Source organism: Meiothermus sp., assembly GCF_037443965.1.
In the GTDB taxonomy this organism is placed as follows: Bacteria; Deinococcota; Deinococci; order Deinococcales; family Thermaceae; genus Meiothermus.
The window spans coordinates 1-21675 of sequence record NZ_JBBINI010000024.1; the positions used below are offsets into that span (position 1 = coordinate 1).

A 21675-nucleotide genomic window follows, 5' to 3' on the forward strand; every position below is an offset into this window, starting at 1 on the left:
GGTAGTATCGTTCACTTCGGCAAGCCTAAACGATACTACCGAAATGCTTTTCTACTCCCTTCGGTCGGCTTGAATCCTTCACCTCTGACTGCGGCGGGCGGTGAAGGATTCAAGCGGAAACGGTATGGCTGCTCGAGCGTCCGCCCGAGGTGGAGGTCTACCGAAGGAGGCTATGAGCTAATGAGCTATCACCACATACCCGATCTTCTGGAGGAAGTAGCGCCACCCCAAAATGGCATCCTCAGCCGTACCCTACACAGCGAGGGCGGCATCAAGACCGTTATTTTTGCATTCGACAGCGGGCAGGAACTTTCCGAGCACTCCGCCGCGCACCCGGCTATTCTGCACATACTTTCGGGGCAAGGCCAACTCAAACTGGGCCATGAGGAAAAACCAGCCATGCCCGGCACCTGGGTCTATATGCCGGCTGGGCTGGTGCACGCGGTGCGGGCCGAAGGTCCCCTAATGATGCTGCTAACCTTGTTGCCAAAGGATTGAGTATGGTGGCTCCGACCCCCAGTATCAAAGTCCCCCTCAAGTCGGTGGCGCTCCCCAACGAGCACGGCGGCTGGGGATTCACCCTCGAGCCCGTTCTGCTGGGCCTGCTGGTTGCGCCTGCCTGGGCTGGGCTGGGTTTGGGCATCTTCGCGCTGGCGGCTTTTCTTACCCGCCACCCCCTCAAGCTGTGGCTGGCCGATTTGCGCAAGGGTAAGTCCTACCCTCGAACCCCCATTGCCCGTAATTTCGCCCTGCTCTACGCAGGGTTCGCTTTGGCGGGTCTACTGCTTGCAACCTGGATGGCCCAGGGTGCTTTCTGGTGGCCGCTGCTACTGGCCTTGCCGCTGATGGGCCTTCAGCTCTGGTTCGATGCCCACAACCAGGGCCGCAACCTCGTCCCCGAGTTGGCCGGAGCGGTTGCAATGGGTTCAGTGGCGGCGAGCATCGGGCTGGCAGGGGGCCTGGAGGCCGGGCCCGCGCTGGGGTTGTGGCTGGTGCTGGCGATGCGCTCTATGGCAGCCATCTACTACGCTCGAGCCCAGGTTCGGCGGGCCAGGGGCGAGTCGGTCAATCGGGTAGCTGTCTACCTTACGGAGGTTCTCGCCGTTGCGGTGCTCATCATCGGAACGCGGGTGGGTCTGGTTCCCTGGCCGAGCGTGGTGGCCCTGGCCATGCTCATTCCACTTTCGCTCTATACCTTTAGCAAACCTCCGGTGCCCGCCAGGGTGGTCGGCTGGACGCAGATGGCGTTTGGACTGTTGATCGTAGGGTGCACAGGGTTGGGCCTGCGACTGGGATAGCCGGTGCCCAGAGAAGCCAGCTCAGGGCGTGTTGGGGGTTCTCTGCTCGATGCCTGGCGTGAAAAACATCCTGCGGTTTTCCGGCCAGAACAGCCACACCAAGCCCAGTATGGGCTGGACGAGCGGCAAAAAGCCGTAGTCAATGCCAAAGTCGTGCCAGACCGTGCGCCCAATCACCTCAGGTAGGAAAACGCTGAGGGTTCCCACCACCAGCACGCCCGCCGTCTCGAAGACCAGCACCCCCACCGACATCCGCCAGGCCCAGGGTTTGCGAATGACAAATGCTACCGTCGCCAACAAATAGCATATAGCCGCCACTGCCGAGAGGGCTGGGGGAAAATAGTCCGTTACACCGGGTTTGAAAAAAAGCTGATAAACCGAACGAACCCCTGCGGAAAGTGCCAGTAGCGGATAGGAAACGGCCAGAATCTGTCCAATCGCCCTCATAACCTTAGGCGTCAAGAATCTGTTCATGGCTTCAAGTCTATCGCGCACTTTGTGCTGAGAATGATTCTCATTGCTAAAACTACATAAATCCGACTGGAATACTTGACTTTAGGGCCAGGCCCCAATAGACTCACGCTGAAGTCGGTGACGACTTGAAACCTTTACAGGAGGATGGAAGTGAAACTATATCGTGTCCTGATCTTTACTCTTCTGATGTCGCTGGGTGTAGTACAAGCCCAGCAGCAAACCCTCACGGTCTATACCGGGCGCGGGCAGGGGCTGGTTGAGCCCTTGGTCAAACAGTTCGAGGCCGAGACCGGTATCAAGGTCAACGTGCGCTACGGGCGCGATGCCGAAATACTGGCGGCGCTGCAAGAAGAGGGAAACCGCAGCCCAGCCGACATTTTCTGGGCCAACACGGCAGGTGCCCTGGGTGTTGCTACCGAGCGGGGGCTCTTTATCCGACTGGGAGACTCCGTCACCCGCCTCGCCACCAATTTTGTACCCGCCAGCCGGATGTGGGTTCCCCTGACCATGCGTTTGCGGGTGATGGCCTATAACCCCGCCAAAGTTAAGCCCGAAGACCTGCCCAAGAGCATCATGGACCTACCCAAGCTGACGCAGTACAAAGGCCGCATTGGCTGGACACCCACCTACAGCAGCTTCCAGGACATGATTGCCGCAATGATCCTGCAGTTTGGCGAAGCCCGCACCCGCCTGTGGCTGAGCGAGATGAAAGCGCTGGAACCCAAAGCCTACGCCTCCAACCCCGCCATGATGGAGGCCATTCGCTCGGGTGAGATTGATCTGGGCTCCACCAACCACTACTACATCCAGCGTTTTGTGCGGGCTGGGCAGCAAATTGGCACCTACTATTTTGCCGACGGCGACGTAGGTGGGCTGGCCCTGGTGACCGGTGCAGGCATTCTCAAGACCCACAAAAACCTAGCGGCGGCCAACCGCTTCCTGCTCTGGCTACTCTCACCAAAGGGGCAACAGTTCTTTACCAGTGAGATCATCGAGTACCCTGTTGCCCGTGGCATCGTGCTCACGGGCAACTTACTGCCCATCAACCAGGCCGTAGCCAAGAGTCCTAAAGTAGACTTCGAAAAGCTGCCCCTCGATACCGCGCTCAAGCTGCTGCGCGAGGCTGGCTTGCTGTAAAGCCGCATCTGGTCTGTGCAATAACCAGCCGAAGCTTGCATCGGCTGGTTTGTTTTGATGCCCTCCCAGACTTTTGCCAGTGCTGGGTACATTTATCCCTACTGCCTTTTTGGCATACTATCTAGAAGTTATGGAGTCGCCCATCAACCCCTTACGGCCCCTCTGGCTTTTCCTTGGGTTTTTCTTTGCAGGTTTGGGTTTTGTTGGTACTGTGGTGCCGGGAATGCCCTCCACGGTTTTCTTCATCCTGGCCGCCTACTTTTTCTCCCGCAGCAGCCAGCGGTTTCTCAATTGGGTACTCAACCTGCCCAAAGTAGGCCCCCTGGTGCGCGACTACCGCTCCGGGCTGGGGATGCCCCGCAAAGCCAAGATCTTCGCCCTGTGCATGCTAAGCTTTTTTGCCCTGACCAGCGCCATCTTTCTAATTCCGGTTTTCTGGGTCAAGGTACTGGTGCTGTTGGTTGGGGTGGTGGGTTTTTGGTTCATCCACAGCCGCATTCCCACCAAAGAGATCGTGCTGGCACAGGGCCGGATGGGTGAAGTTCGGTAGAGCGGAGTCCGCTCGTCACGAGACGTTTACTTGATAACGGCAAAAGGTCGTCCGGTGACCGAGATACGGCCTTGGTTCAGGGCCAGGGTGCCCCCTGAGCTACTGGCCCCGACCCGGATAGCCACCCGAAAAGCGCCGCCTTTGATGATGTCCAGGGCGTTCTTGTTCTGGGTATCGCTCAAGGTCAGGTTGATTGAGATTTCCTGCGTGCCCCCTACCGGCACACCAAAATTGCCGGCCCCAAGCCCAATATCACCCCCAGTGTTGTCGTTGACGTTGGTGTCGCTTTCGGGTGCCAGGCGTAGTTCGTAGCTACCACTAAAGGCTGAGTTGCCGGTGTTGTTGAGGGTGGCCGTTACCAGAATCTGCCCCCGCTCGAGGATATCCAGCCGAATGGGTAGGGGAACCAGGAGCCCCTCCTGGTTGGCCCCTGGAAACAAAAGCGAGCCCGAGCCCGAAGGGATGCTCAGGGTACGCTGGTTTTGCGGAATAAAGCTCAGGACGTTGACGTTGATGGTGTAGCGGGTGGCTGCGCTGCAACCTACCAGCAGCAAGATAAGTGTGAGAAGAGCAAGTCTCGGCATGGCTCACCTCAGAATCCCAACCCCAGGCTCAGGGCAATACCAAAAACGGTGTTGCCCACGATGGGTGCACGGTGCGTGGTCAGCGCGGCGTCCAACGTGAATCCTGGCCCCGCAAACCCGGCCCCCAGACCAAAGCGGAAGCCGTTGTCGAAGCCCAGGCCGGCCCGGATGCGGGCGGGGCCCAGGCTGTACTCGCCGCCTATGCGGCCAAACAGGCCGGTTTCGTAGCCCAGATCGCCGCCCACAATTAGGGTTCCCACCTCCAGGGGTAGCTGGGTGGCGGCATTCAGGAAGAAGGCGGGGACAAAACCGAAACTGCTGCGCTCGCCCTGCCCGGAGATGGGGTTGCTGGAAGACCCATCCCAGCGCAGCTCAGTGCCGGTCCAGCGGGCAAATCCCAGGGCGTTGCGGATGCCCAGCCCTACCGTGGTTCCCTGGCTCTCCATCACCATGCCGACATCGGCCCGGGCCCCAAAACCGCTGCCGTTGCCGGGAAGGGTATAAAACACGCTGCCCCGATAGACCGGGGGTTGGTTGGGGTCAAACTGGCCCTGGGCATTGGTCTGAACCCCCACGCTGCCATTGGCCTCGAGGTAGGCCAGGCCGTAAAAAGCCTCCCCTCGAGTCCCGACGTAGAGCCTGGCGGTGCCAAAGTCAGGGATGGGTAGATCGGGCAGCCGGGTCGCGTAGCCAAAGCCCACGCTGAGGCCTGCCTGGGCGCTTCCGTTCAGGATGAGGGCGTACTCGGTGTTGGGCTCGAGGCTGCTCTGTTGCAGTGCTCGACGGAGCTCTGGGTTGGGTGAAAGACCCAGGCCAAAACCTCCGGCGAACAGGCCGAAGTCGAGGTAAAGGTTGCTGCCCAGCGAGAAGGGAACCCGAAAGATGGGGCTCGGTGTGAGGGCCTTGCTCGAGCCCACCCCTGTAGGGGTGCCGAGTCCCAGGTCCAGGTTAATGGGGTTGCCCTGATAGTCGGTAATCCGGACGCCACCGGCTTCCAACTCAATTTGAATTTCGGGATAGCCGGTGTCGGGGTTGATAAAGGCTTTGGAGGAAGCAGGATTAATCAGAAACTGAAAGGGGTGGTTGAACTGGTCGTAAAAGGTCAGCAGGTCAAAGGGGCTGTTCTCGTTGGTGAGGTTGGAGAAGCCGCCCAGAGCGGGTAAGGGGTTGCTTTCCGGGCGCAGCACCAGACCCAGCAATCCGATGGGCAGTTGAAAACCCGTGTCGGAGCCGTATAGGCCTGCTGGAAAGGCTGCGTAGGCCGGGTTCAGATAGGCAGCACCGGGGCTGGGCAGCACCAGGCCGGCCATGCCCATGCTGCGCACCCCTTGCGTAAGGCCAAACCCACCCATTCCCAGGGCTAAAGCTAGTATCGCGAGAAAACGACCCATAGCACCTCATATTGTAGGGGTAGGAAGTTAGCCGACTTGTTTACCTGGCACAAGTGGGTTGTAGAAGCAGTGGGTTAGGGCAATGGCCAGCGCGTCGGCCAGGTGGGTGGGCCTGGGAAGGGTTTTGAGGCCCAAAATGGCCCGCACCATATAGGCTACCTGATCCTTATCGGCCTGACCGTTCCCCACTAGGGCCTGCTTGACCCTGGGGGGGGCGTAGCCATGCACCGGAATCGAAAGTTGATCGGCCACCAGAAACACCGCCCCCATGGCCCAGCCTACCTTGTAGGCCAGTTCGTTCTGCCGATAGAAGAACTGCTCCTCCACGGCAATGGCCTGGGGTCGGTAGGTAGAAGCCACCTGGTAGACGGCCCGATAAAGCTTACCCACCCGCTCGGGTGCCGTCTCGCCGTGGGTAGTTTTGACCACCTCGGCGTGGAGCATCCGGGCCTGCTTGCCCACCTGCTCTACGACGCCCAGGCCCAGATTGGTGATGCCGGGGTCAATGCCAAGGACAACCATATAGCAACACCGGATTCAAGACGACATTCATCTGACAAAAAACTCCAAGGGACGGTCTTTTTGAATCCTCGAGGACGTATCGCCCTCCGCTGCGCGGGTAACGGGGCAGCCCGCAACCGTTCAGTAACAGACTACCCGAAGCTGGTATCACCTCATACGCATTCCGGCAGTATCGTTCACTTTTGAAAGTCTAAACGATACTGCCGAAATGCTTTTCTACTCCCTTCGGTCGGCTTGAATCCTTCACCTTTGACTACGCATGGCGGTGAAGGATTCGAGCGGAAACGGTATCAGTCGGCTCAAATGGTCTTCGTCTAGGAAACTGCCCAACCAATGCTCGGCATGAGGCCAACGGTCGAGCATCGAGAGTCTTCGGTGCCGGTGCTAGACTCCGGTACTCGATGAGCAAGGCTAGTTGCCCCGCTTGGGGGGGTAGTCGCCGTCGCCGTAGCGGATGAAGGCCGGGATATCGAAGTTGCCCACGTCCACGTTGCTGGTGGGGAAGTCCATAAGCGGGCGACCCCCCGGCTTGGCCACCACCGCGCTCTCATTAAAACCCGCTGCAATCAGGATCACCCGCATCTCGTCCTGGGCCCGGTTGTCGTAGGTGAGGCCGTACAGCACGTCTACATCTTCCATGCCGGTGGCTTCGCGGATCTGCTCCACCACGTTGCTGGCTTCCAGGAGCGAGATGTCTTCGTCGCCCACCACGTTGACCAGCAGCTTGCGGGCCCCATCCACCGAGCGATCCAACAAGGGGCTTTGGATGGCCGACTGGGCCGCCTCCGCAACCTTGTTTTCGCCCCGGCCCGCCCCAATGCCCATCAAGACTTGACCGGCTCCAGAGAGCAGCGTGCGCACATCGGCAAAGTCGAGGTTGATCTGGCCGGGCAGGTTGATCACGTCGGTAATGCCCTTCACCCCGTGGTAAAGCACCCGGTCGGCAATCATGAAGGCATCCTTGGCGGAGACTTTTTTGTCGAGGGCGTTCAGCAATCGGTCATTGGAGATGACCACCATCGCGTCTACCTGTTCGCGCAGCCGTTTGATGCCCTCTTCGGCAGCCCGCAGGCGACGAGGGCCTTCCCAGGCAAAGGGGCGGGTGACGACCCCTACCGTGAGGGCCCCAAGGCCCTTGGCAATTTGCGCCACCACCGGAGCGCTGCCGGTGCCGGTGCCCCCGCCCATCCCGGCGGTGATGAAGACCATATCGGAACCCTCGAGGTACTCACTTACCAGTTCTTCGGCTTCCTGGGCGGCTTTTTCACCAATTTCGGGGTTGGCGCCTGCACCCAGCCCTCGAGTGAGTTTGTCGCCCAATTGGATGCGTACATCGGCTAGGCTGGTTGTCAATACCTGTGCATCGGTATTGGCTGCAATAAACTCTACGCCCGTGAGCCCCGACTCGATCATGCGATTGACTGCGTTGTTGCCTGCGCCGCCGAGTCCGATTACCTTGATCTGCACGTCACCCATAATCTCTCCTAGTACCCTCTTCCGATTGCTTCCATACTTCATCTGACCGAACTTCCACAATGCGATATTGGCCTGCTAAAAGAAGTTCTTGAACATCCCTTTGATACGCTCCCACAGCCCGCCTGCGGCATTGACTGCCCCTTCGGTGTTGATGACCGGTTTGCTCGGTTGAATGGTTTTGCTGCGGCTGGGACGGTGTCCTTTGGAAAGGGAGGTCTGTATTGCTAGGTTGGCGGCGTGGCGCACCAGCCCCACTGCGGTTGCGTGGGTAGGGGAGGCTACCACATCGGTCAGACCCTGTACTCCCAGGGGCTTGCCCAACCGTACTGGCAGGTTGAACTGCTTGCGGGCCAGTTCTTCCAAACCGCGCACCATGCTGGCGCCGCCGGTCACGATGACCTTGCCGACGGTAATTTCCAGTGGCCCTAAGGCTTCGTCTACGCTCTGGCGGGCCAGGTGCAGGATTTCGCGCAGGCGAGGGCGGATGATGCGGGCCAGGTCGGGGGCTTGGTAGGTGATCTGGGCCGCACCTTCCTGGCTGACCTCCAGCACCAGCTCGGGATCGGCCAGCTCGGGCAGCGCGGCGCCGTATTTTTTGGCAACCCGCTCGGCTTCCTCCACCGGGATTTGCAGCAGCTTGGCAATGTCTTGCGAGACGTGGTCGCCGCCCAGGGGAATCACCGCCGAGTGGGCCAGCCGCCCCTGGCGGAAGACCGCCACATCGGTGGTGCCTCCACCGATATCCACCAGCATCACGGTCATGGAAAGCTCTTCGGGCGAGAGCACCGCCAGCCCCGAAGCGTAGGCCTGCAACACCATGCCCTGCAAATCCAGGCCTGCGTCTTCGACGGCTTTGCGCAGGTTGGTGAGGGGGCCTTTGCTGCCCGCGACCAGATGCACATCCACTTCTAGGCGTACCCCGGCCATACCGATGGGGTCGCGGATACCTTCCTGACCATCTACGCGGTAATCCAGCGGCAGGGCATGAATCAGTTCGTAGTCGCCCTCGAAGGGGTAGGCTTTGGCCTGTTCGATGGCCCGCTCGACATCGGTGGCGGAGATTTGCTGACCCCGCCGGATGGCCGCCAGACCGTGGCTGGTGACACTGCGGACGTGGGCGCCGGCCACCCCCACCCAGACCCGCTCGGCCTTGACCCCGGCCACCCGCTCGGCCTGGAAAATAGCTTGGCGAATGGACTCGGTGGTGCGCTCGAGATTGGTGACGACCCCGCGCCTGAGCCCCTGGGAAGGAACCGTGCCCTCCCCGATGATGTCCAGGATGCCATCCGAGGATAGTTCACCGATGACTGCGGTTACTTTGGTGGTTCCGACATCTAAGCCTACGAGAATCATCGGCGAGCACTCACCCCCCAAGAATACACATAGATACGGCTATCCGGCGAAGGGCTAGGGTGCGCAAGAGGGTTGCTTGCGTCACTTTTGCCTATTCTGCTGGCTTTGGCCCAATCTTGCAACTCTCTGACATTCTTGCCCCATAAATTAAGATTTAGGGTCAAGACCTGATAGCCCGCTACGCTGTAGCGGATGCGCTGGGCGTCTGGAAAAGTTTGCACCAGCAGAAGCAGGTCTGAAATGGGAATTTCGCCCCTTCCCTCGAGCACTGGGCTCCGTGCAGGCGCACCTGGCAACAGCACCCCATCCCTGCTCAGGCCGTAGCGCTCAGAGCCCTGGATGAGATTAGCAACAGAAGTGCGCTCTTCAAGCACGATGCGCAACCGGCCAGGGGCGGGGCGCTCGAGGCGCACGCTTTGGATCCAGGGGTTGTGCTGGAGGGGCTCGAGCTTGTAGGGCCAGGCCCAAAGCCATGGACGGCCCGGCTCGAGGCCGGTGGCCTGCCGAATTGCGGCCTCTGTGAGCTGCCGGTTCCCCACCACCTCAACCTCTTGGATGGGCAACACCACAAAAGAGCCAATTCCCAGGGAGGCCAGCAACAAGGCCAGCAGCACCGCCCGGATCATACCAACCCCCTTTTAAGAGGCCCATTGCTTTTGCATAACCCCTTGCATCTTCTCATCGGCTCACCTCCGCCTCCACCGCAATCTCACCCCAAATTTCCCACTCCACTTCGAGGGGCAGGGCGGCCTGTACTTTGCGGATCAGGGCATACATCTCGGCGGCCGTGGCCCCGCCCAGGTTGACCAGGAAGTTGCCGTGCTCGAGGCTAATCATGGCCCGGCCTATGGTGGTTCCTTTGAGGCCGTTTGCATCAATCAAACGGCCCGCCGAGTCGCCGGGGGGGTTTTTGAAGGCACAGCCCGCGCTTTTCTTTTTGGGCTGGCCCTTGCGGGCGGCGTCCACCAGGGCGATTTTGGCCCGTACGGCCTCCTCGGTGGAGGGGGTCAGGCGCAGCTTGACGCGGGTGACGATGCTGCCCTCGGGCAGCTCGGAATGCCGGTAGCGGAAGCCCAGCTCCGAAGGGTGGTACACGTGCAGGCCGCCGTCGTGGTAGAGCTCGACGAGCTCGAGGGCGTCGGCCATCTCGCCGAAGCGGGTGCCGGCGTTCATCTTGACTGCGCCGCCCACCTGGGCCGGCACCCCGTGCAGGCCCTCGAGGCCGCTCAGGCCCAGCCGGGCCGAGGCCTGCAGGAGCGTGGGCACCAGGACGCCCGCGCCCACCCAGCCCGCGAGGTCGGGGTTCCATTCGGCAAACTCCCCCGCGAGCCGAATCACCCGTTCCGGGACGCCCGCGTCCGAGACCAGCAGGTTGGAACCGTTGCCCAGCACCCGGTAGGGGGCCTGGGTGGCCGTTTTGAGGTCATCCAGCGTCTCCACCGTCCAGACCTCGGCCTCACCCCCGACCCCGATGGTGGTGAGTTTGGCGAGTGGCAGGCGCGCAATTTCCATGACCTCACCTCATAAAAAATGTAGCCTTCCCCAAACCCCTCACACGGCCTCCTTTTCGGCTGCCAGCAGCCGCCCCAGCCTGGAGACGCTGCCGGCCCCGATGGTCAGAATCAGATCGCCCGGTGCGGCACTCTGGCGCAGGTAGTCAAGAGTGCTGTCCCAGCTTTGGTGCGAAGCCCGGCAGCCTTTGGCGCTGAGGTGCTCGAGCATACGCTGGGCGATCTGGGCGCTGGTGAGTTGGAGGGGGGTCTCCCCGGCGGCGTAGACGTCGAGGAGGAGGGTCTCGTCGGCTTGCTCGAGGGCCTGGGCGTACAGGGGCCACTCCTGCTCGCTGCGGCCATAGCGGTGGGGCTGGAAGACGGCCCGCACCCGCAGGCCGGTGTTGCGGGCGGCTTTGAGCAGGACGAACAGTTTGGTGGCGTTGTGGGCGTAGTCGTCCACGATCAGGGCTCCGTTGAGTTCGCCGATCTTCTCAAAGCGTCGGCTGGCCCCGGTGAACTGGTAGAGGCCCTGTTGAATGGCCTCGAAGGGGATTCCGGCCACCAGCGCCGCCGCCGAGGCGGCCAGGGCGTTGGTGATGTTGTGTTCGCCGGGGACTTGCAGGCGCACCGGCCCCAGCACCTGACCCTGCCAGACCAGCTCGAAGCGGCTGCCGAAGGGCTCGAGGGCAATCTCTTTGGCGTGGCAGTCGCCTGCTAAAAGCCCGAAGCTGCTGCGAGGGCGGCCCTGGGTGAGCGTGTCCAGCAACTGCCAGCGGGGCTCGCCGTTGTAGATGATGTGCCGGGCCCGGCCCGCAAAGGAACCTACAGCATCTTGCAGGGCCTCGAAAGAGGTGTGGTAGTTGGGGCGGGCCTGTCCATCGGGCGATACGTGGTCGGGCTCGAGGTTGGTCAGTACCGCCAAGTCCAGCTCCAGAAAGCGGAACAAGGGGTCGGACTCGTCCACCTCGGCAATCCGATACCGGCCCGAGCCCACCTTGGCGCTGCCGCCGATCAGGCCCAGCTCGGCCCCCAGCAGCACCGTGGGGTCGGTCTGGGCCGCCACAAAAATGCTCGCCAGCATGGAGGTGGTGCTGGTTTTGCCGTGCGAGCCGGTGACGCCCAGGCTATAACCGCCCCGCAGAATCTCAGCCACCACCTGAATCCGCCGCCAGACCGGCAGGCCCAGGGTCTGGGCGGTGGCCAGTTCGGGCTCGCTGTCCGGGATGGCGGTAGAGGCCACCAGCACGTCCACCCCTTCCAGATGCGCTGGGCTATGACCCAGGTAGACCCGGATGCCTTCGCGCTCGAGGTGACGGGTTAGATCGGAGAGCTGGCTATCGCAGCCGCTGACCATGTGCCCGTCCTTGCGCAGGATGCGGGCCAGTCCGCTCATGCTAATCCCGCCAATGCCCATCAGGTGATAATGCTTCACGCCGCCTCCAAAACAATCTGGGCCAGCCGCTCGGCTGCTCCGGCTGGCGACAACCCCTTGAGTCTATCGCGGATGTGGGCCCGCGTGGAGGGGTCGAGCAAAGCATTAAGCTCGGCCTCGAACTGATCCCAGGCGTAAAGCAGCCGGGCCGCGCCCCGCTCGGCATAAAAGCCCACGTTGGCCCACTGCGCGCCCCCGTCCAGGTTGCGGGGTAGCGGTACGCCCAGCACCGGTACCTGGTGGAAGGCGGCTTCTGCCATGGTGCCCGCCCCCCCGCGGGTGATGGCAAAGTCGGCGGCGCTCCAGGCCAGCGCGCTGTCCAGGTAGCCCCGCACCAAGTAGTGGGGTCGCTCTTGGGCCTTGAGCTCAGCTTCCCAGCGCACCCCGCACTGGTGCAGGACCTGCCACTCGTCCAGGAGGGGATTGAGCCGCTGGGGCAGTTGCTCGTTGAGTTCCTTGCTGCCCTGGCTCCCGCCCAGAACCAGGATGGTAGGACGTGTGGGGTCCAGCCCGAGGGCCGCTCGAGCCTCGGCCTGGCTGTGTTTTTCCTCGCGCACCGGGTAACCCACCACCTGGGTTTTGGCGGCCAGCCGGGGTTCCAGTTGTAGGGGCGTGGAGAGGGTAACCCGGCGGGCCAGCCGGGCCAGGATGCGGTTGGTCAGCCCCAGCTTGGCGTTTTGCTCGTGAATCACCATGGGAATGCCCAGCAGCGCGGCCACGAAAGCTATCGGGAAGCCCGCGTAGCCGCCCATAGAGAGCACCGCCCTGGGCCGCAGCTCCCGCACCAGCCACCGGGCTTGCAAAAGGCCCCGCAGCACCTTCATCCCTTCACCCGGACGCAGCGCCTCGCGCGAGAGCTTGCCTGCCGGGATCAGCCGATACGGCAGCTTGGCTTCCGGGAGCACCCGTTCCTCGAGGCCCCCCAAAGCCCCCACATAGGTCACCGGCTCACCAGCGGCCAGTAGCGCCCGCGCCGCTGCCAGCCCCGGATAGAGGTGCCCGCCGGTTCCGCCGCCGGTGACAATCACCATGTGCCTCCTTCGGGGAGCGAGAAGGAAAGGACGCCCCATGGCCCGGTTGGATTGGAGGCCATAACCGTACCCCTCCGCTGGCTTCGTCCAGGTGCACCTTCGCTATTTTTGAACCGGAGGAACCCGGCAGCACAGGACGCAAGGGTTCGCGCTATTTTCGTTTTCATTGCTGGGCCTCCTGGGCGGGCCTTTGCTCCCTGTTCCCAAAGGCCTCGCGCGAGAGGGCTTGCAGAAGGCCCATGGCGATTCCGGCCATAATCATCGAGTTACCGCCCATGCTGACCATGGGCAGCGGGGAACCTCCAATCGGGATGGTGCCCATCACGGCAGCGATATTGAGGGCGGCTTGCAAAACCAAGTACAGCGTGAGCCCCAGTGCCAAGACGCTGACGGAGCCCTCCAGGTTCGCCGCAATCTGGAGCCCTCTGGCCAGCAGTAGCCATAAGGCCAGCAAGACCATCAGTCCCGCCAACCAGCCCCCGGCCCAGATGATCGAGGCCAGCACGAAGTCGTTGTGCGATTCGGGCAGGTGGGGCATCCGCGACCCCACCCCCTGTCCGAAAAGCCCCGCATTCACAATGATTTTGTGGGCCTGGGTGATCTGGTACAAGGGCCCCTGCATGACCTCTGGACTCAGTTCGTTGACTCGCCCGGTCACGTAGGTGCTCCAGCCCTCGAAGCGGTCACGTACTTTTTCAAAGCGATCCAGGTACAGGCCCGAGACCGAGAGAGCCAGAATCCAGGCGGTGGCCCCAATGGCCAGCAGGCGCCGCCAGGGCACGCCAATTACCACCAGCAAGAACCCCGATAATAGCAGCACGAACAGGCCGGTATCCAGATCGGGGGAGGCGATGATGAGCCCGGCTACCAGGCTAATGGCAATGATGGGGCCGATGATGGGGTAGTCGGTGGGCTTGTTGTGGAAGAAGGCGGCCAGGTAAAGCACCACGGCCAGCTTGGCCAGCTCCGAGGCCTGAATATTGAAAGAGGTAAAGGGCAGGTCAATAAAACGCCGTTCGCTGCCGGGCCCAAACCCCACCGCCAGGTTGGCTACCAGCAGCGCCAGCGAGAGGATAAAAAAGGGCCGCGCAGCCCAGATGGCCCAATGGGGGCGCAGGCGCGAGATGAGCAGCATCAAAGCCAGCGAGATGGCAATGTTGCGCAGGTTTTCTAGGCTGTGCGGCGAAGGTGCGGCCCGCATCCAGTCGGAGGTGGCCACCCCCAGTGCCGAAAGAGCAAAGAGCAGCAACTGTGTCAGCAAGAGAATGCTATCCATGCGTACCTCCCAAAGCAAACACCACTTCCCGGAATACCTTGGAGCGTTCTTTGTAATCTTTGAACTGGTCGAAGGACGTAGCCAGCGGGGCCAGCAAAACGCTGCCCGAGGCCAGCCGTTTGCGGGACTCGAGCACCGCCTGTTCCAGGGTTTTGCGCCCGTCTGGTTCGCGGATCACTACGACTTCTACGAGGTCCTGGAAAGGCTCGGCCATGCGGGGGCCGTCGCGGCCTACGGCCAGGATCAAGCGCACCTTGCGCCGCACCACATCCCGCAACTCCTGAAGCGGAGCACCTTTGTCCACGCCCCCCAGCACCCAGGCCACCGGGGCCGGGGCGGCTTCCAGTGCCATGCGCACCGAGTCTATGCGGGTGGCGATGGAATCGTCTATGAACTGTAGCTCGCCCATGCGAGCAAAAATTTCGTAGCGGGCCTGGGGCCGTGGGGCAGAGGTGCGGAAGGGCTTCAGGCTAAGGGCGGTGGGCTCCCTTGCCCAGACCCGTAGGGGTTGTTCGCGCGCTACGATCTGGGCATAGGCCAGGGCCGCCTGCTCGGCGGCGTTCAGGTTGGTTTCGCGGGGGTCGCCCGCGGGCTCGAAGGGATAGCGCCGGGCGGGGTTGCCTTCGATACCCGCTAGGATTTTCTCGTCTTTGGCGTTGTAAACCAGCGCGTCCTCGGCGGTGAGGTTCTTGATCAGGTTGAGCTTGGCGGCGTGGTAGGCCTCGAGGCTGCCGTGGCGGTCGAGGTGGTCTACCCCCAGGAGCAAAAGCACAGCAACCCGGGGCCTAAAGCGTACGATGCGCTCGAGCTGGAAACTGCTCATCTCGGCGGCAACCACCTCGGCATCGTCCACCACGCTCGCCAGGGGGGGGTCAATGTTGCCCCCCTCGACGGCCTTGAAGCCCAGGGCGCGCAAAAAGTGTCCGGTAAACAGGGTGCAACTGGTTTTGCCGGCGGTGCCGGTGATGCCGATGAGCGGGGTTTGCGAATGCCGGTAGACCAGCTCGGCCTCGCCGATAATCTCGGCGCCCCCCGCTCCCAGTGCGGCCAGCCGGGGATGCTGGATGGGAACACCAGGGGCGGCAATCACCTGCTGGTAGCGGCCGGGAAGGGGGTAGGGCTCGAGGTGAAAACCCAGCGCCTCGGCCTGGGCCACCTCTTCAGGCCTCAGCTCATCGTCATAGAAGCGGGCCTGGAGGCCGTGCCGCCTTAGATAACCCAGCACACCAAGGCCGCTACGCCCCAGGCCGTAGACCAGCCGGTTCATGCGGGGCCTCCCCATAGATGTACGGCCAGCGCGGTGCACAGGGCCGTGACCACCACAAAGCGAAAGACCACCTTGCTCTCGGGCCAGCCCGAGAGTTCGAAGTGATGGTGCAGGGGGCTCATCTTGAAAATGCGCCGGCCAGTTCGTCGAAAATAGCTAACCTGGATAAAGACCGAGAGCACTTCCAGCACCGGAATAAGCGCCACCAGCGGAAGCCACCACATCTTGCCTTCCAGGATGAACAGCCCTGCGGCCAGGGCCCCCAGGGCCATGCTGCCGGTGTCGCCCATAAAGACCGTAGCCTTGGGCGCGTTGTACCACAGAAAGCCAAGCAAAGCCCCAATGGTGGCCTGGGCGGTAGGCAGTCCGGCCAAGGGCAACAGGATTACCGCCGATACGCTGGCCAGGAGGCCATCCACCCCATCGGTGAAGTTGAAGGCGTTGCAGGCTGCAATCACCACCAGCGTGAACAGGGCAACGTCCAGCACTGGGTAGGGGGTGTACTGGATCTGGCGCGCTGCCCAAACCGCGAAGACCAGGCTCATCAGCACCTGCACCGCCAGCTTCTCGCGGGCTTTCAAAGGACGGCGCAGCGAACCGGCCAGATCGTCGGCCAAGCCCAGCAGGGCCATGCCCAGCACCAGGAGCCAGAGCCCGGCCCAGCGGTCGCCCCCCACCAGCCCGTAGACGAGAGCAGCCGCCAGCATAAAGGCCACGCCGCCCATGCTGGGGGTTCCCGCTTTGGCCAGGTGGCTCTGCGGCCCATCGGCCCGCACCTGTTTGCCCAGCCTGAGGGACTGCATCAGGCTGATCCATAAGCCCACCAGGAACCAGCTCAGGAGTGCGGCTGCCGCGAGGGTGCTCATGGTGCCTCCGGATGGGGGAGAGAGGCGGCGGTGGAGGCTGTATCTCTCCCAAGGCTTTCGGCGTTGGCTACCCCGGCTCCGCTCGGGTCGGGTTCTTGTTCTTTCACCTCAGCCGATGGGTCTGTGGGTTCCAAACGGCGGGCCGTATCCAGGTTGAGGCGCAGGGTGAGCAGGCGGCCCGACTCGAGGGTATAGAGGAAAGTTCCGTCGGTCTCGAGGCCCCCGAACCTGCCCGCCCGGAAGCCCAGCCGCAAGCCCTCGAGGCTAAGGCGGTGGAGGCCCTCGTCGGTGAGAAGGTAGAGATCCTCGAGCACCACGGCAGCCCTGGCCATGCCGGGCAGCGGGACGCGCAGGTTGTCGGGGAGACGCAAGGCCTCACGTCCGAAAGCATAGACGTAGCGCTGGTTGGCGCTCAGGAAGCTGTAGCGGCCCTCGCTAAGGCGGCGGCGGTCCAGGTTGAGCCCCTCGTCGTCGAGCCAGAAGACCCCCTCGCGGGTGTAGAGCGCATCCTTGGCCTTGTACATGAGTGTGCCCAGGCCCGGCACAAATAGCCGGTCTTCCAGCCCCACCAACGGCAGGGGCTTGGCCCGCACAAAGGTGGGAACCCCCGGCAATGGCAGGCTATCTTGGATAAAGCCGTTCTGGTAGATCAGAAGCTGGAAGGGGTAGGCTGCCAGCAGGATGGGGCCGTTGCGGGCAACCCAGGGGGTAGGGCTGGGCAGGGCCAGTTGCAGTCCAGCGGCCTGTACCAGACGCCCCTCCACCACCCCCCCTTCGATCAGGACGGGTGCACCGCTAGAGGCCGGGGTGCTCTGGGTTTGCGGTATACAGGCCGAAAGCCCCAGGCCCAAAGCCAGCAACCCCCACCTCATGCGCCCTCCTCGACTGGATGGGAGGCCCCGGGCCACAGCTCCAACAGGCGCTCGAGCCCCACGCTGCGCGAAGCCTTCAGGTAGACCAGGTCGCCTTTTTGCACCCGGTGAGATAGAAACTGCACGGCCTCCTCGATGGTCTCGAGAGCCGTACCGCCGGCCTCGGCGGCTTGTTGCCTTGCAAACGGGCCGATAAAAACCAGGTTGGGGCTGACCTGGGCGGCCAGCCGGGCGGCCTCGAGGTGGTGCTTCAAGGCTTCCTCGCCCAGCTCGGCCATACGCCCCAGCACCAGCCATTTGCGGCCCGGTTGGGTTTGCAGGTATTCCATCCCGGCCTTGAAGGAAAGGGGGTTGGCGTTGTAGGCATCGTGGAGGAAATCCACCGCGCCCAACCGCAGGCGCTGCATCCGGCCTGGGGGTAGCTTGAGCGCAGATAAGCGCTCGATTACCTCTGGGAGGGGCTTTTCCAGCATGCGGGCGGCAGCCAGTGCGGCCAGTGCGCCCATGGCTGGCCCCACCCCAGGGTAGGGGAGGGTAACGGTATGCCCCTCAAAGCGGAAGCGGGTAGACTCGAGGCCCATCTCCAACCCCTCGGCGCGGAAGTCCCCCGCGCCAATACCGTAGGTTTTCAGGTGAGGTAGATTTAGAAACTCAGCAGCCTGAATACTGGCCAGCCGTATGGGACTCACATGCAGCAGCCAGCTCTCTTCCCGAACCACGTTCTCGAGGCTCCCCAGCCCCTCCAGGTGCTCCACTCCCAGGCTGGTGAGCACAGCAAAGTCTGGGTGGGCCAGATAGGTTAGCTCGGCCATCTCCAAGAGCCGGTCAATCCCCAGCTCCACCACGCAGCCTTCCCCCTGGGCCAGATGGAAGAAAAAGCGGGTCAGGCCGGGGGCGTTGTTGAGGTTGCCCTCGGGCGCAGGCCATCCCAGGCCCTGGGCCAGGCATTCCTTGGTGGTGGTTTTGCCCGAGCTGCCCCCCACCGCCAGCACCGTGCCGCTAAAGCGGTCGCGCAGGGCCCGCCCCACCGCCAGCAAGGCCCGCTCGGGTTTTTCTACCTGCACTGCGCCGGGGTGGGCCTGGTCGCTCACCACAAAAGCCGCCCCTGCCAGGAGGGCCTGTTGGCTAAAGTCCCGCCCGTGCACCCTGGCACCCGGCAACGCAAAAAACGCCGTGCCGGGCCCTACCTTACGCGAGTCCCAGTGCAAGTCCAGGGCCGGGGCAGTGCCTTCGTGCACCTTGCCGCCGGTCAGGCCGGCAACCCAATCGGGGCTCAGTTCTGGGGGTTCCTTCCGCTGCACCATGGCCTCACATGAGTATCGTCCTCAAGTTGTACAAAATACTCATCGGTTGACCAGTTTACCCTTGGCAGATGAGTTCTCCAACTGGGGTGGGATGCCCCAGAGCGCGAAGAGCCGGGCGGCGACGTCGCGGTAGATGGGGGCAGCCACCTGCGAACCGTGGATGCGCCCTCCCTTGGGGTGAAACAGAGTGATCACCACGGTTACACGGGGGGTGTTGGCCGGAATAAACCCGGCAAACAGGGCAGCATACACGCTGCTGCTGTAGCGCCCATCCACCACCACCTGGGCGGTGCCGGTCTTGCCGCCCAGGACGTAGCCGGGCAGCTTGGCATTTTCCGCGATGCCCTCGGAGAGGGCTTTGCGGAGGTCGCGGGCCACCTGGGGCCGGAAAACCGGGCTGCTTTTCGAGGTGTTGCCTTCAAACAAGATGGGCTGGCGATAGACCCCATCGTTCGCCAGGATGTTGTAGGCGGCTGTCAGGTGCAGCGGGGTGATCAGAAAGCCCTGACCGAAGGTGGCGTTGGCGTACTCCGCGGGCCCCCAGCGGTTCAGGGGGCGAACCTGGGGGGCCGCAACCTGCACGGCCACACGGGGCTGGTAGGAAAGGGGTGGTAGCAGCTCTTGATCCATGAAGTGCATCTTCTGGAAGAAGCTGTAGAGCGTCTGGCGCGGAATTCGCTCGGCTAAAGTGGTAATGCCCACATTGGAGGAGTATTTGAGCACCTCGCTCAGGGTCAGGGTCTCGGGGTGCTTGACCACATCGTTGATGGTCCAGCCGGCGACGCGCCGGCTCATGGGGGCATAGACCTTGGTGTCCAGCCTGACCATGTTTTCCTCGAGCAGCACGGCGGCTGTAAGAGGCTTGATGGTTGAGCCCGGTTCCAGGGCATAGGCGAAGGCGTGGTTGCGCCAGGAGGGGTTGTGCTGGGTGTTGTGCCGCGGTGCGGTGGGGTCGAAGGCCGGCCCATTGGCCACCGCCAGGAGCCGCCCGGTTTTGCTTTCCATTACCACCACCGTGCCCCAGTCGGCCTTGGCGGCCTCGAGGCCCTTCCAAAGGGCCTGCTCGGCGATGGCCTGGACCATGGGGTCCACGGTCAGGCGGAGGCTCTGGCCCTGTGTGAGCAGTTTCTCCAGGTCGAGCTCGAGGCCCGAAAGCCCCTTGCCGCTGCTGCGCTCCCCAAAGCCGATGAGCTGGGTGGCGGAGAGCCCCAGCGGATACAGGCGGGCCTCGTCGTTGGTACTGAAAGCCAGCGGGGTGCCGTCCGAGGCTTCCAGCCTGCCGCGCAGCGGGGGCAGTTCCACCACAGCCGCGGCCGGCCGCAACAGCAGGCTGGGTGCGTTGTGCCACAGCACATAGAGGCCGTAGCCCAGCCCAAACACGAAAGCCAGGAAAGCCAGCACCACCACCCAGCCGCGGTGGAGGGTCGCGGGTTGGTTGGTGCTCGAGCCCAGGCGGTTCAAGGGGTGCTCCTTTGCTGCCCGGTCTCCCAACGGGCCAGACTCATGGGGATGTAACCGTTGGCCTCGGCCCACTCCCGCAGGGCCAGCGGTGCCACCAGCCGATGTTGCTCCAGCAGGAGCTGGGTTTCCTTGCGGCTGCGGTCGGCCTCGGTGGCGTAGAGCGCTTGCAACTGGGCGTTCAACTGCTGGTTGTAATGCCCTAGAACGGTCAAGCCTGTTAGCAACAGTAAATACACTGTGGCCCACCTCAATACGGTCTTCATACGGCACCTCCCTCGATCCTCTGGGCCACCCGCATTTTCGCGCTGCGGGCCCTGGGGTTTTGACGCTGCTCGGTTTCACTGGGCACAATGGGTTTTTTGGTGAGGGGCTCGAGCCGCCTGGAGTCGCGCAGGAAGTGTTTGACCAGGCGATCCTCGAGCGAATGGAAACTAATCATGACCAGCCTGCCCCCAGGTTTTAGGGCTTGCTCGGCGCTCTGAAGCAGTTCTCGTAGCGCCCCCAACTCGTCGTTGACATAAATCCGCAGGGCCTGGAAGCTTTTGCGGGCCGGGTGGCCGGCTTCCCGAAAACCGGTTGCCCGGCGGATAACCTCGGCCAGTTGGGTGGTGGTGGTGAAGGGGCGGTTCTCCACAATGAAGCGGGCGATGCGGCGCGCGCGGGGTTCTTCGCCGTATTTGTAGAGGATGTCGGCAATGGCTTCCTCCTCGAAGGTATTCACCACCTCGGCGGCGGTCAGGTCGCCCGCGCCCATGCGCATATCCAGCGGGCCCTCGTGCTGGTAGCTGAAGCCGCGCTGGGGGTCGTCGAAATGGAAGCTGGAGACCCCCAGATCGGCCAGGATGCCGTCTACCTGGGTGATGCCGAGCTTTTCAAGCTGGGGCAGCAGTTCGCTGAAGTTGGTTTCTACCAGCGTCAGGTGGGGCAGGCCCAGCGCCCGTGCCCGTGCGATGGCCTGGGGGTCTTGGTCGAACGCAATCACCCGTCCGCCCCGCTCGAGGATGCCCCTGGTATGGCCTGCACCCCCCAGCGTGGCGTCCACGTAAACACCACCGGGCCGGACGGCCAGCCAATCCAGGGCTTCCTGGTAGAGCACTGGGGTATGGCTCACCGGGCTACCCCCTTGCTGAAGGGGGTGGGGCGGTTGGGCTGCACAAATTGAGGCATACATGAGCTCATCCAATCAGGCCCCGCAGGGCTTCGGGGGTGGAGGGGTTCTCCACAAACCTGGTGATGCTCTCCCACCAGCGCTGCTCGCTCCAAAGCTCCAGGCGGGTGGGGGCTCCTACCACCACGGCATCGTTGGTGTCCTCGAGGCCGGCAAATTTGCGCAGGGGCGGGGGAATGGTCACCCTCGAGGCATTGTCCATCTGGGTCTTGTGGGCTCCCGAATACAAGAAGCGCACCAGCTCCTGGGCCGGTCGGTCAATCAAGGGTACGTTTTGCAACTGGCGCTCGATGTTGCTCCAGGCCAGCAGGGGGTACATGTACAGACAACCCTCGAGGCCCCTCGTAATCACCACCCCATCCTCGATAAAGGGACGGAAGGGCTGTGGGATCACAACCCTTCCCTTGTCATCGAGGCTATACTGGTGCTCACCGAAGGGCATCTCTTCGTCTCCTGCACAGGTTCGGTTCTTATGGCTCGCTTCCCCACGAGCGTTTCCCACCGGAGGTACTGTTCTGCACAGTAATGTACCATGTTTTCTCCACTTTTTACCACTGTCTCCCACCCAAGCCCCACTTTTTCCCACCATTCGAGAACCAAACGGGCTGAATTCCCACAAGACCAGAACTGCCAGTCCGCCCGGCAGGTTTGGGCAGGTATATGTTGTCTGGGATGTGGAAAACGCCATTTGCAAAATTTCTGAAATTGCACGGCTGGCTC

Annotated in this window: 23 protein-coding genes; 4 read left to right on the plus strand and 19 right to left on the minus strand. The window is 62.7% G+C overall.

Translation table 11 applies throughout. From position 1 onward, the window contains the following. Positions 1-180: 180 nt before the first annotated feature. The gene (locus tag WKI89_RS12495; protein WP_337870103.1) at positions 181-498 is read left to right on the plus strand and encodes a cupin domain-containing protein; all 318 of its coding nucleotides are present in this window, start codon (positions 181-183) and stop codon (positions 496-498) included. 2 nt (positions 499-500) lie between these two features. Further along, complete coding sequence (locus WKI89_RS12500; protein ID WP_337870105.1) at positions 501-1298, plus strand: YwiC-like family protein; 798 nt, start codon at positions 501-503, stop codon at positions 1296-1298. A 21-nt stretch (positions 1299-1319) separates the two neighbouring features. On the opposite strand, the gene WKI89_RS12505 is transcribed toward WKI89_RS12500, so the two are convergent. After that, positions 1320-1772: a hypothetical protein gene (locus tag WKI89_RS12505; protein WP_337870107.1), complete on the minus strand. Its 453-nt coding sequence runs from the start codon at positions 1770-1772 to the stop codon at positions 1320-1322. 144 nt (positions 1773-1916) lie between these two features. On the opposite strand from WKI89_RS12505, the gene WKI89_RS12510 reads away from it, so the two are divergent. Both WKI89_RS12510 and WKI89_RS12515 read left to right on the plus strand, forming a co-directional pair. Next, positions 1917-2909 (plus strand): iron ABC transporter substrate-binding protein, encoded by a 993-nt coding sequence (locus WKI89_RS12510; RefSeq protein ID WP_337870108.1) that lies wholly within the window; start codon positions 1917-1919, stop codon positions 2907-2909. A gap of 130 nt (positions 2910-3039) precedes the next feature. Next, positions 3040-3459, plus strand: coding sequence for a YbaN family protein (locus tag WKI89_RS12515; protein ID WP_337870109.1), 420 nt, complete (start codon positions 3040-3042; stop codon positions 3457-3459). A gap of 26 nt (positions 3460-3485) precedes the next feature. Here the strand turns inward: WKI89_RS12515 and WKI89_RS12520 are convergent, their stop codons facing one another. From WKI89_RS12520 to mraZ, 18 genes are all read right to left on the minus strand, one after another. Next, positions 3486-4043 carry a hypothetical protein gene (locus WKI89_RS12520; protein ID WP_337870110.1) on the minus strand — a complete coding sequence of 186 codons (558 nt, stop codon included), beginning with the start codon at positions 4041-4043 and terminating at the stop codon, positions 3486-3488. 8 nt (positions 4044-4051) lie between these two features. Beyond that, positions 4052-5434, minus strand: a complete 1383-nt coding sequence (locus tag WKI89_RS12525) for a TetR family transcriptional regulator (RefSeq protein WP_337870111.1) — start codon at positions 5432-5434, stop codon at positions 4052-4054. Between the two features lie 27 nt (positions 5435-5461). Further along, a complete protein-coding gene (gene ruvC, locus WKI89_RS12530; protein WP_337870112.1) occupies positions 5462-5956 on the minus strand; it encodes a crossover junction endodeoxyribonuclease RuvC in 495 nt (164 codons plus the stop codon). Between the two features lie 411 nt (positions 5957-6367). Beyond that, a complete protein-coding gene (gene ftsZ / locus WKI89_RS12535; RefSeq protein WP_337870113.1) occupies positions 6368-7432 on the minus strand; it encodes a cell division protein FtsZ in 1065 nt (354 codons plus the stop codon). A gap of 75 nt (positions 7433-7507) precedes the next feature. Continuing rightward, positions 7508-8785: a cell division protein FtsA gene (gene ftsA, locus WKI89_RS12540; RefSeq protein WP_337870115.1), complete on the minus strand. Its 1278-nt coding sequence runs from the start codon at positions 8783-8785 to the stop codon at positions 7508-7510. Then, positions 8782-9411: an FtsQ-type POTRA domain-containing protein gene (locus tag WKI89_RS12545; protein WP_337870117.1), complete on the minus strand. Its 630-nt coding sequence runs from the start codon at positions 9409-9411 to the stop codon at positions 8782-8784. The genes ftsA and WKI89_RS12545 overlap by 4 nt, the downstream gene beginning before the upstream one ends. 52 nt (positions 9412-9463) lie before the next feature. After that, positions 9464-10297: a UDP-N-acetylmuramate dehydrogenase gene (locus WKI89_RS12550; RefSeq protein WP_337870119.1), complete on the minus strand. Its 834-nt coding sequence runs from the start codon at positions 10295-10297 to the stop codon at positions 9464-9466. Between the two features lie 39 nt (positions 10298-10336). Continuing rightward, positions 10337-11710: a UDP-N-acetylmuramate--L-alanine ligase gene (gene murC / locus WKI89_RS12555; protein ID WP_337870121.1), complete on the minus strand. Its 1374-nt coding sequence runs from the start codon at positions 11708-11710 to the stop codon at positions 10337-10339. Then, the gene (locus WKI89_RS12560; protein ID WP_337870123.1) at positions 11707-12741 is read right to left on the minus strand and encodes a glycosyltransferase; all 1035 of its coding nucleotides are present in this window, start codon (positions 12739-12741) and stop codon (positions 11707-11709) included. The genes murC and WKI89_RS12560 overlap by 4 nt, the downstream gene beginning before the upstream one ends. Positions 12742-12904: 163 nt before the next feature. Next, positions 12905-14017, minus strand: coding sequence for an FtsW/RodA/SpoVE family cell cycle protein (locus tag WKI89_RS12565; RefSeq protein ID WP_337870125.1), 1113 nt, complete (start codon positions 14015-14017; stop codon positions 12905-12907). Further along, positions 14010-15284 carry a UDP-N-acetylmuramoyl-L-alanine--D-glutamate ligase gene (murD, locus tag WKI89_RS12570; protein WP_337870127.1) on the minus strand — a complete coding sequence of 425 codons (1275 nt, stop codon included), beginning with the start codon at positions 15282-15284 and terminating at the stop codon, positions 14010-14012. Before murD ends, WKI89_RS12565 begins: the two co-directional genes overlap by 8 nt. Further along, complete coding sequence (locus tag WKI89_RS12575; RefSeq protein ID WP_337870128.1) at positions 15281-16150, minus strand: phospho-N-acetylmuramoyl-pentapeptide-transferase; 870 nt, start codon at positions 16148-16150, stop codon at positions 15281-15283. Before WKI89_RS12575 ends, murD begins: the two co-directional genes overlap by 4 nt. Continuing rightward, on the minus strand, positions 16147-17022 hold the full coding sequence (locus WKI89_RS12580) for a hypothetical protein (RefSeq protein ID WP_337870129.1): 876 nt from the start codon (positions 17020-17022) through the stop codon (positions 16147-16149). Before WKI89_RS12580 ends, WKI89_RS12575 begins: the two co-directional genes overlap by 4 nt. Then, on the minus strand, positions 17019-18326 hold the full coding sequence (murF, locus tag WKI89_RS12585) for a UDP-N-acetylmuramoyl-tripeptide--D-alanyl-D-alanine ligase (RefSeq protein WP_337870130.1): 1308 nt from the start codon (positions 18324-18326) through the stop codon (positions 17019-17021). Before murF ends, WKI89_RS12580 begins: the two co-directional genes overlap by 4 nt. Before the next feature lie 39 nt (positions 18327-18365). Continuing rightward, positions 18366-19787 (minus strand): penicillin-binding protein 2, encoded by a 1422-nt coding sequence (locus WKI89_RS12590; RefSeq protein WP_337870132.1) that lies wholly within the window; start codon positions 19785-19787, stop codon positions 18366-18368. Beyond that, complete coding sequence (locus WKI89_RS12595) at positions 19784-20050, minus strand: hypothetical protein (protein WP_337870134.1); 267 nt, start codon at positions 20048-20050, stop codon at positions 19784-19786. Before WKI89_RS12595 ends, WKI89_RS12590 begins: the two co-directional genes overlap by 4 nt. Beyond that, a complete protein-coding gene (gene rsmH / locus WKI89_RS12600; RefSeq protein WP_337870136.1) occupies positions 20047-20958 on the minus strand; it encodes a 16S rRNA (cytosine(1402)-N(4))-methyltransferase RsmH in 912 nt (303 codons plus the stop codon). The genes WKI89_RS12595 and rsmH overlap by 4 nt, the downstream gene beginning before the upstream one ends. A gap of 4 nt (positions 20959-20962) precedes the next feature. Beyond that, positions 20963-21397 (minus strand): division/cell wall cluster transcriptional repressor MraZ, encoded by a 435-nt coding sequence (gene mraZ, locus WKI89_RS12605; protein WP_337870138.1) that lies wholly within the window; start codon positions 21395-21397, stop codon positions 20963-20965. Positions 21398-21675 lie beyond the last annotated feature (278 nt).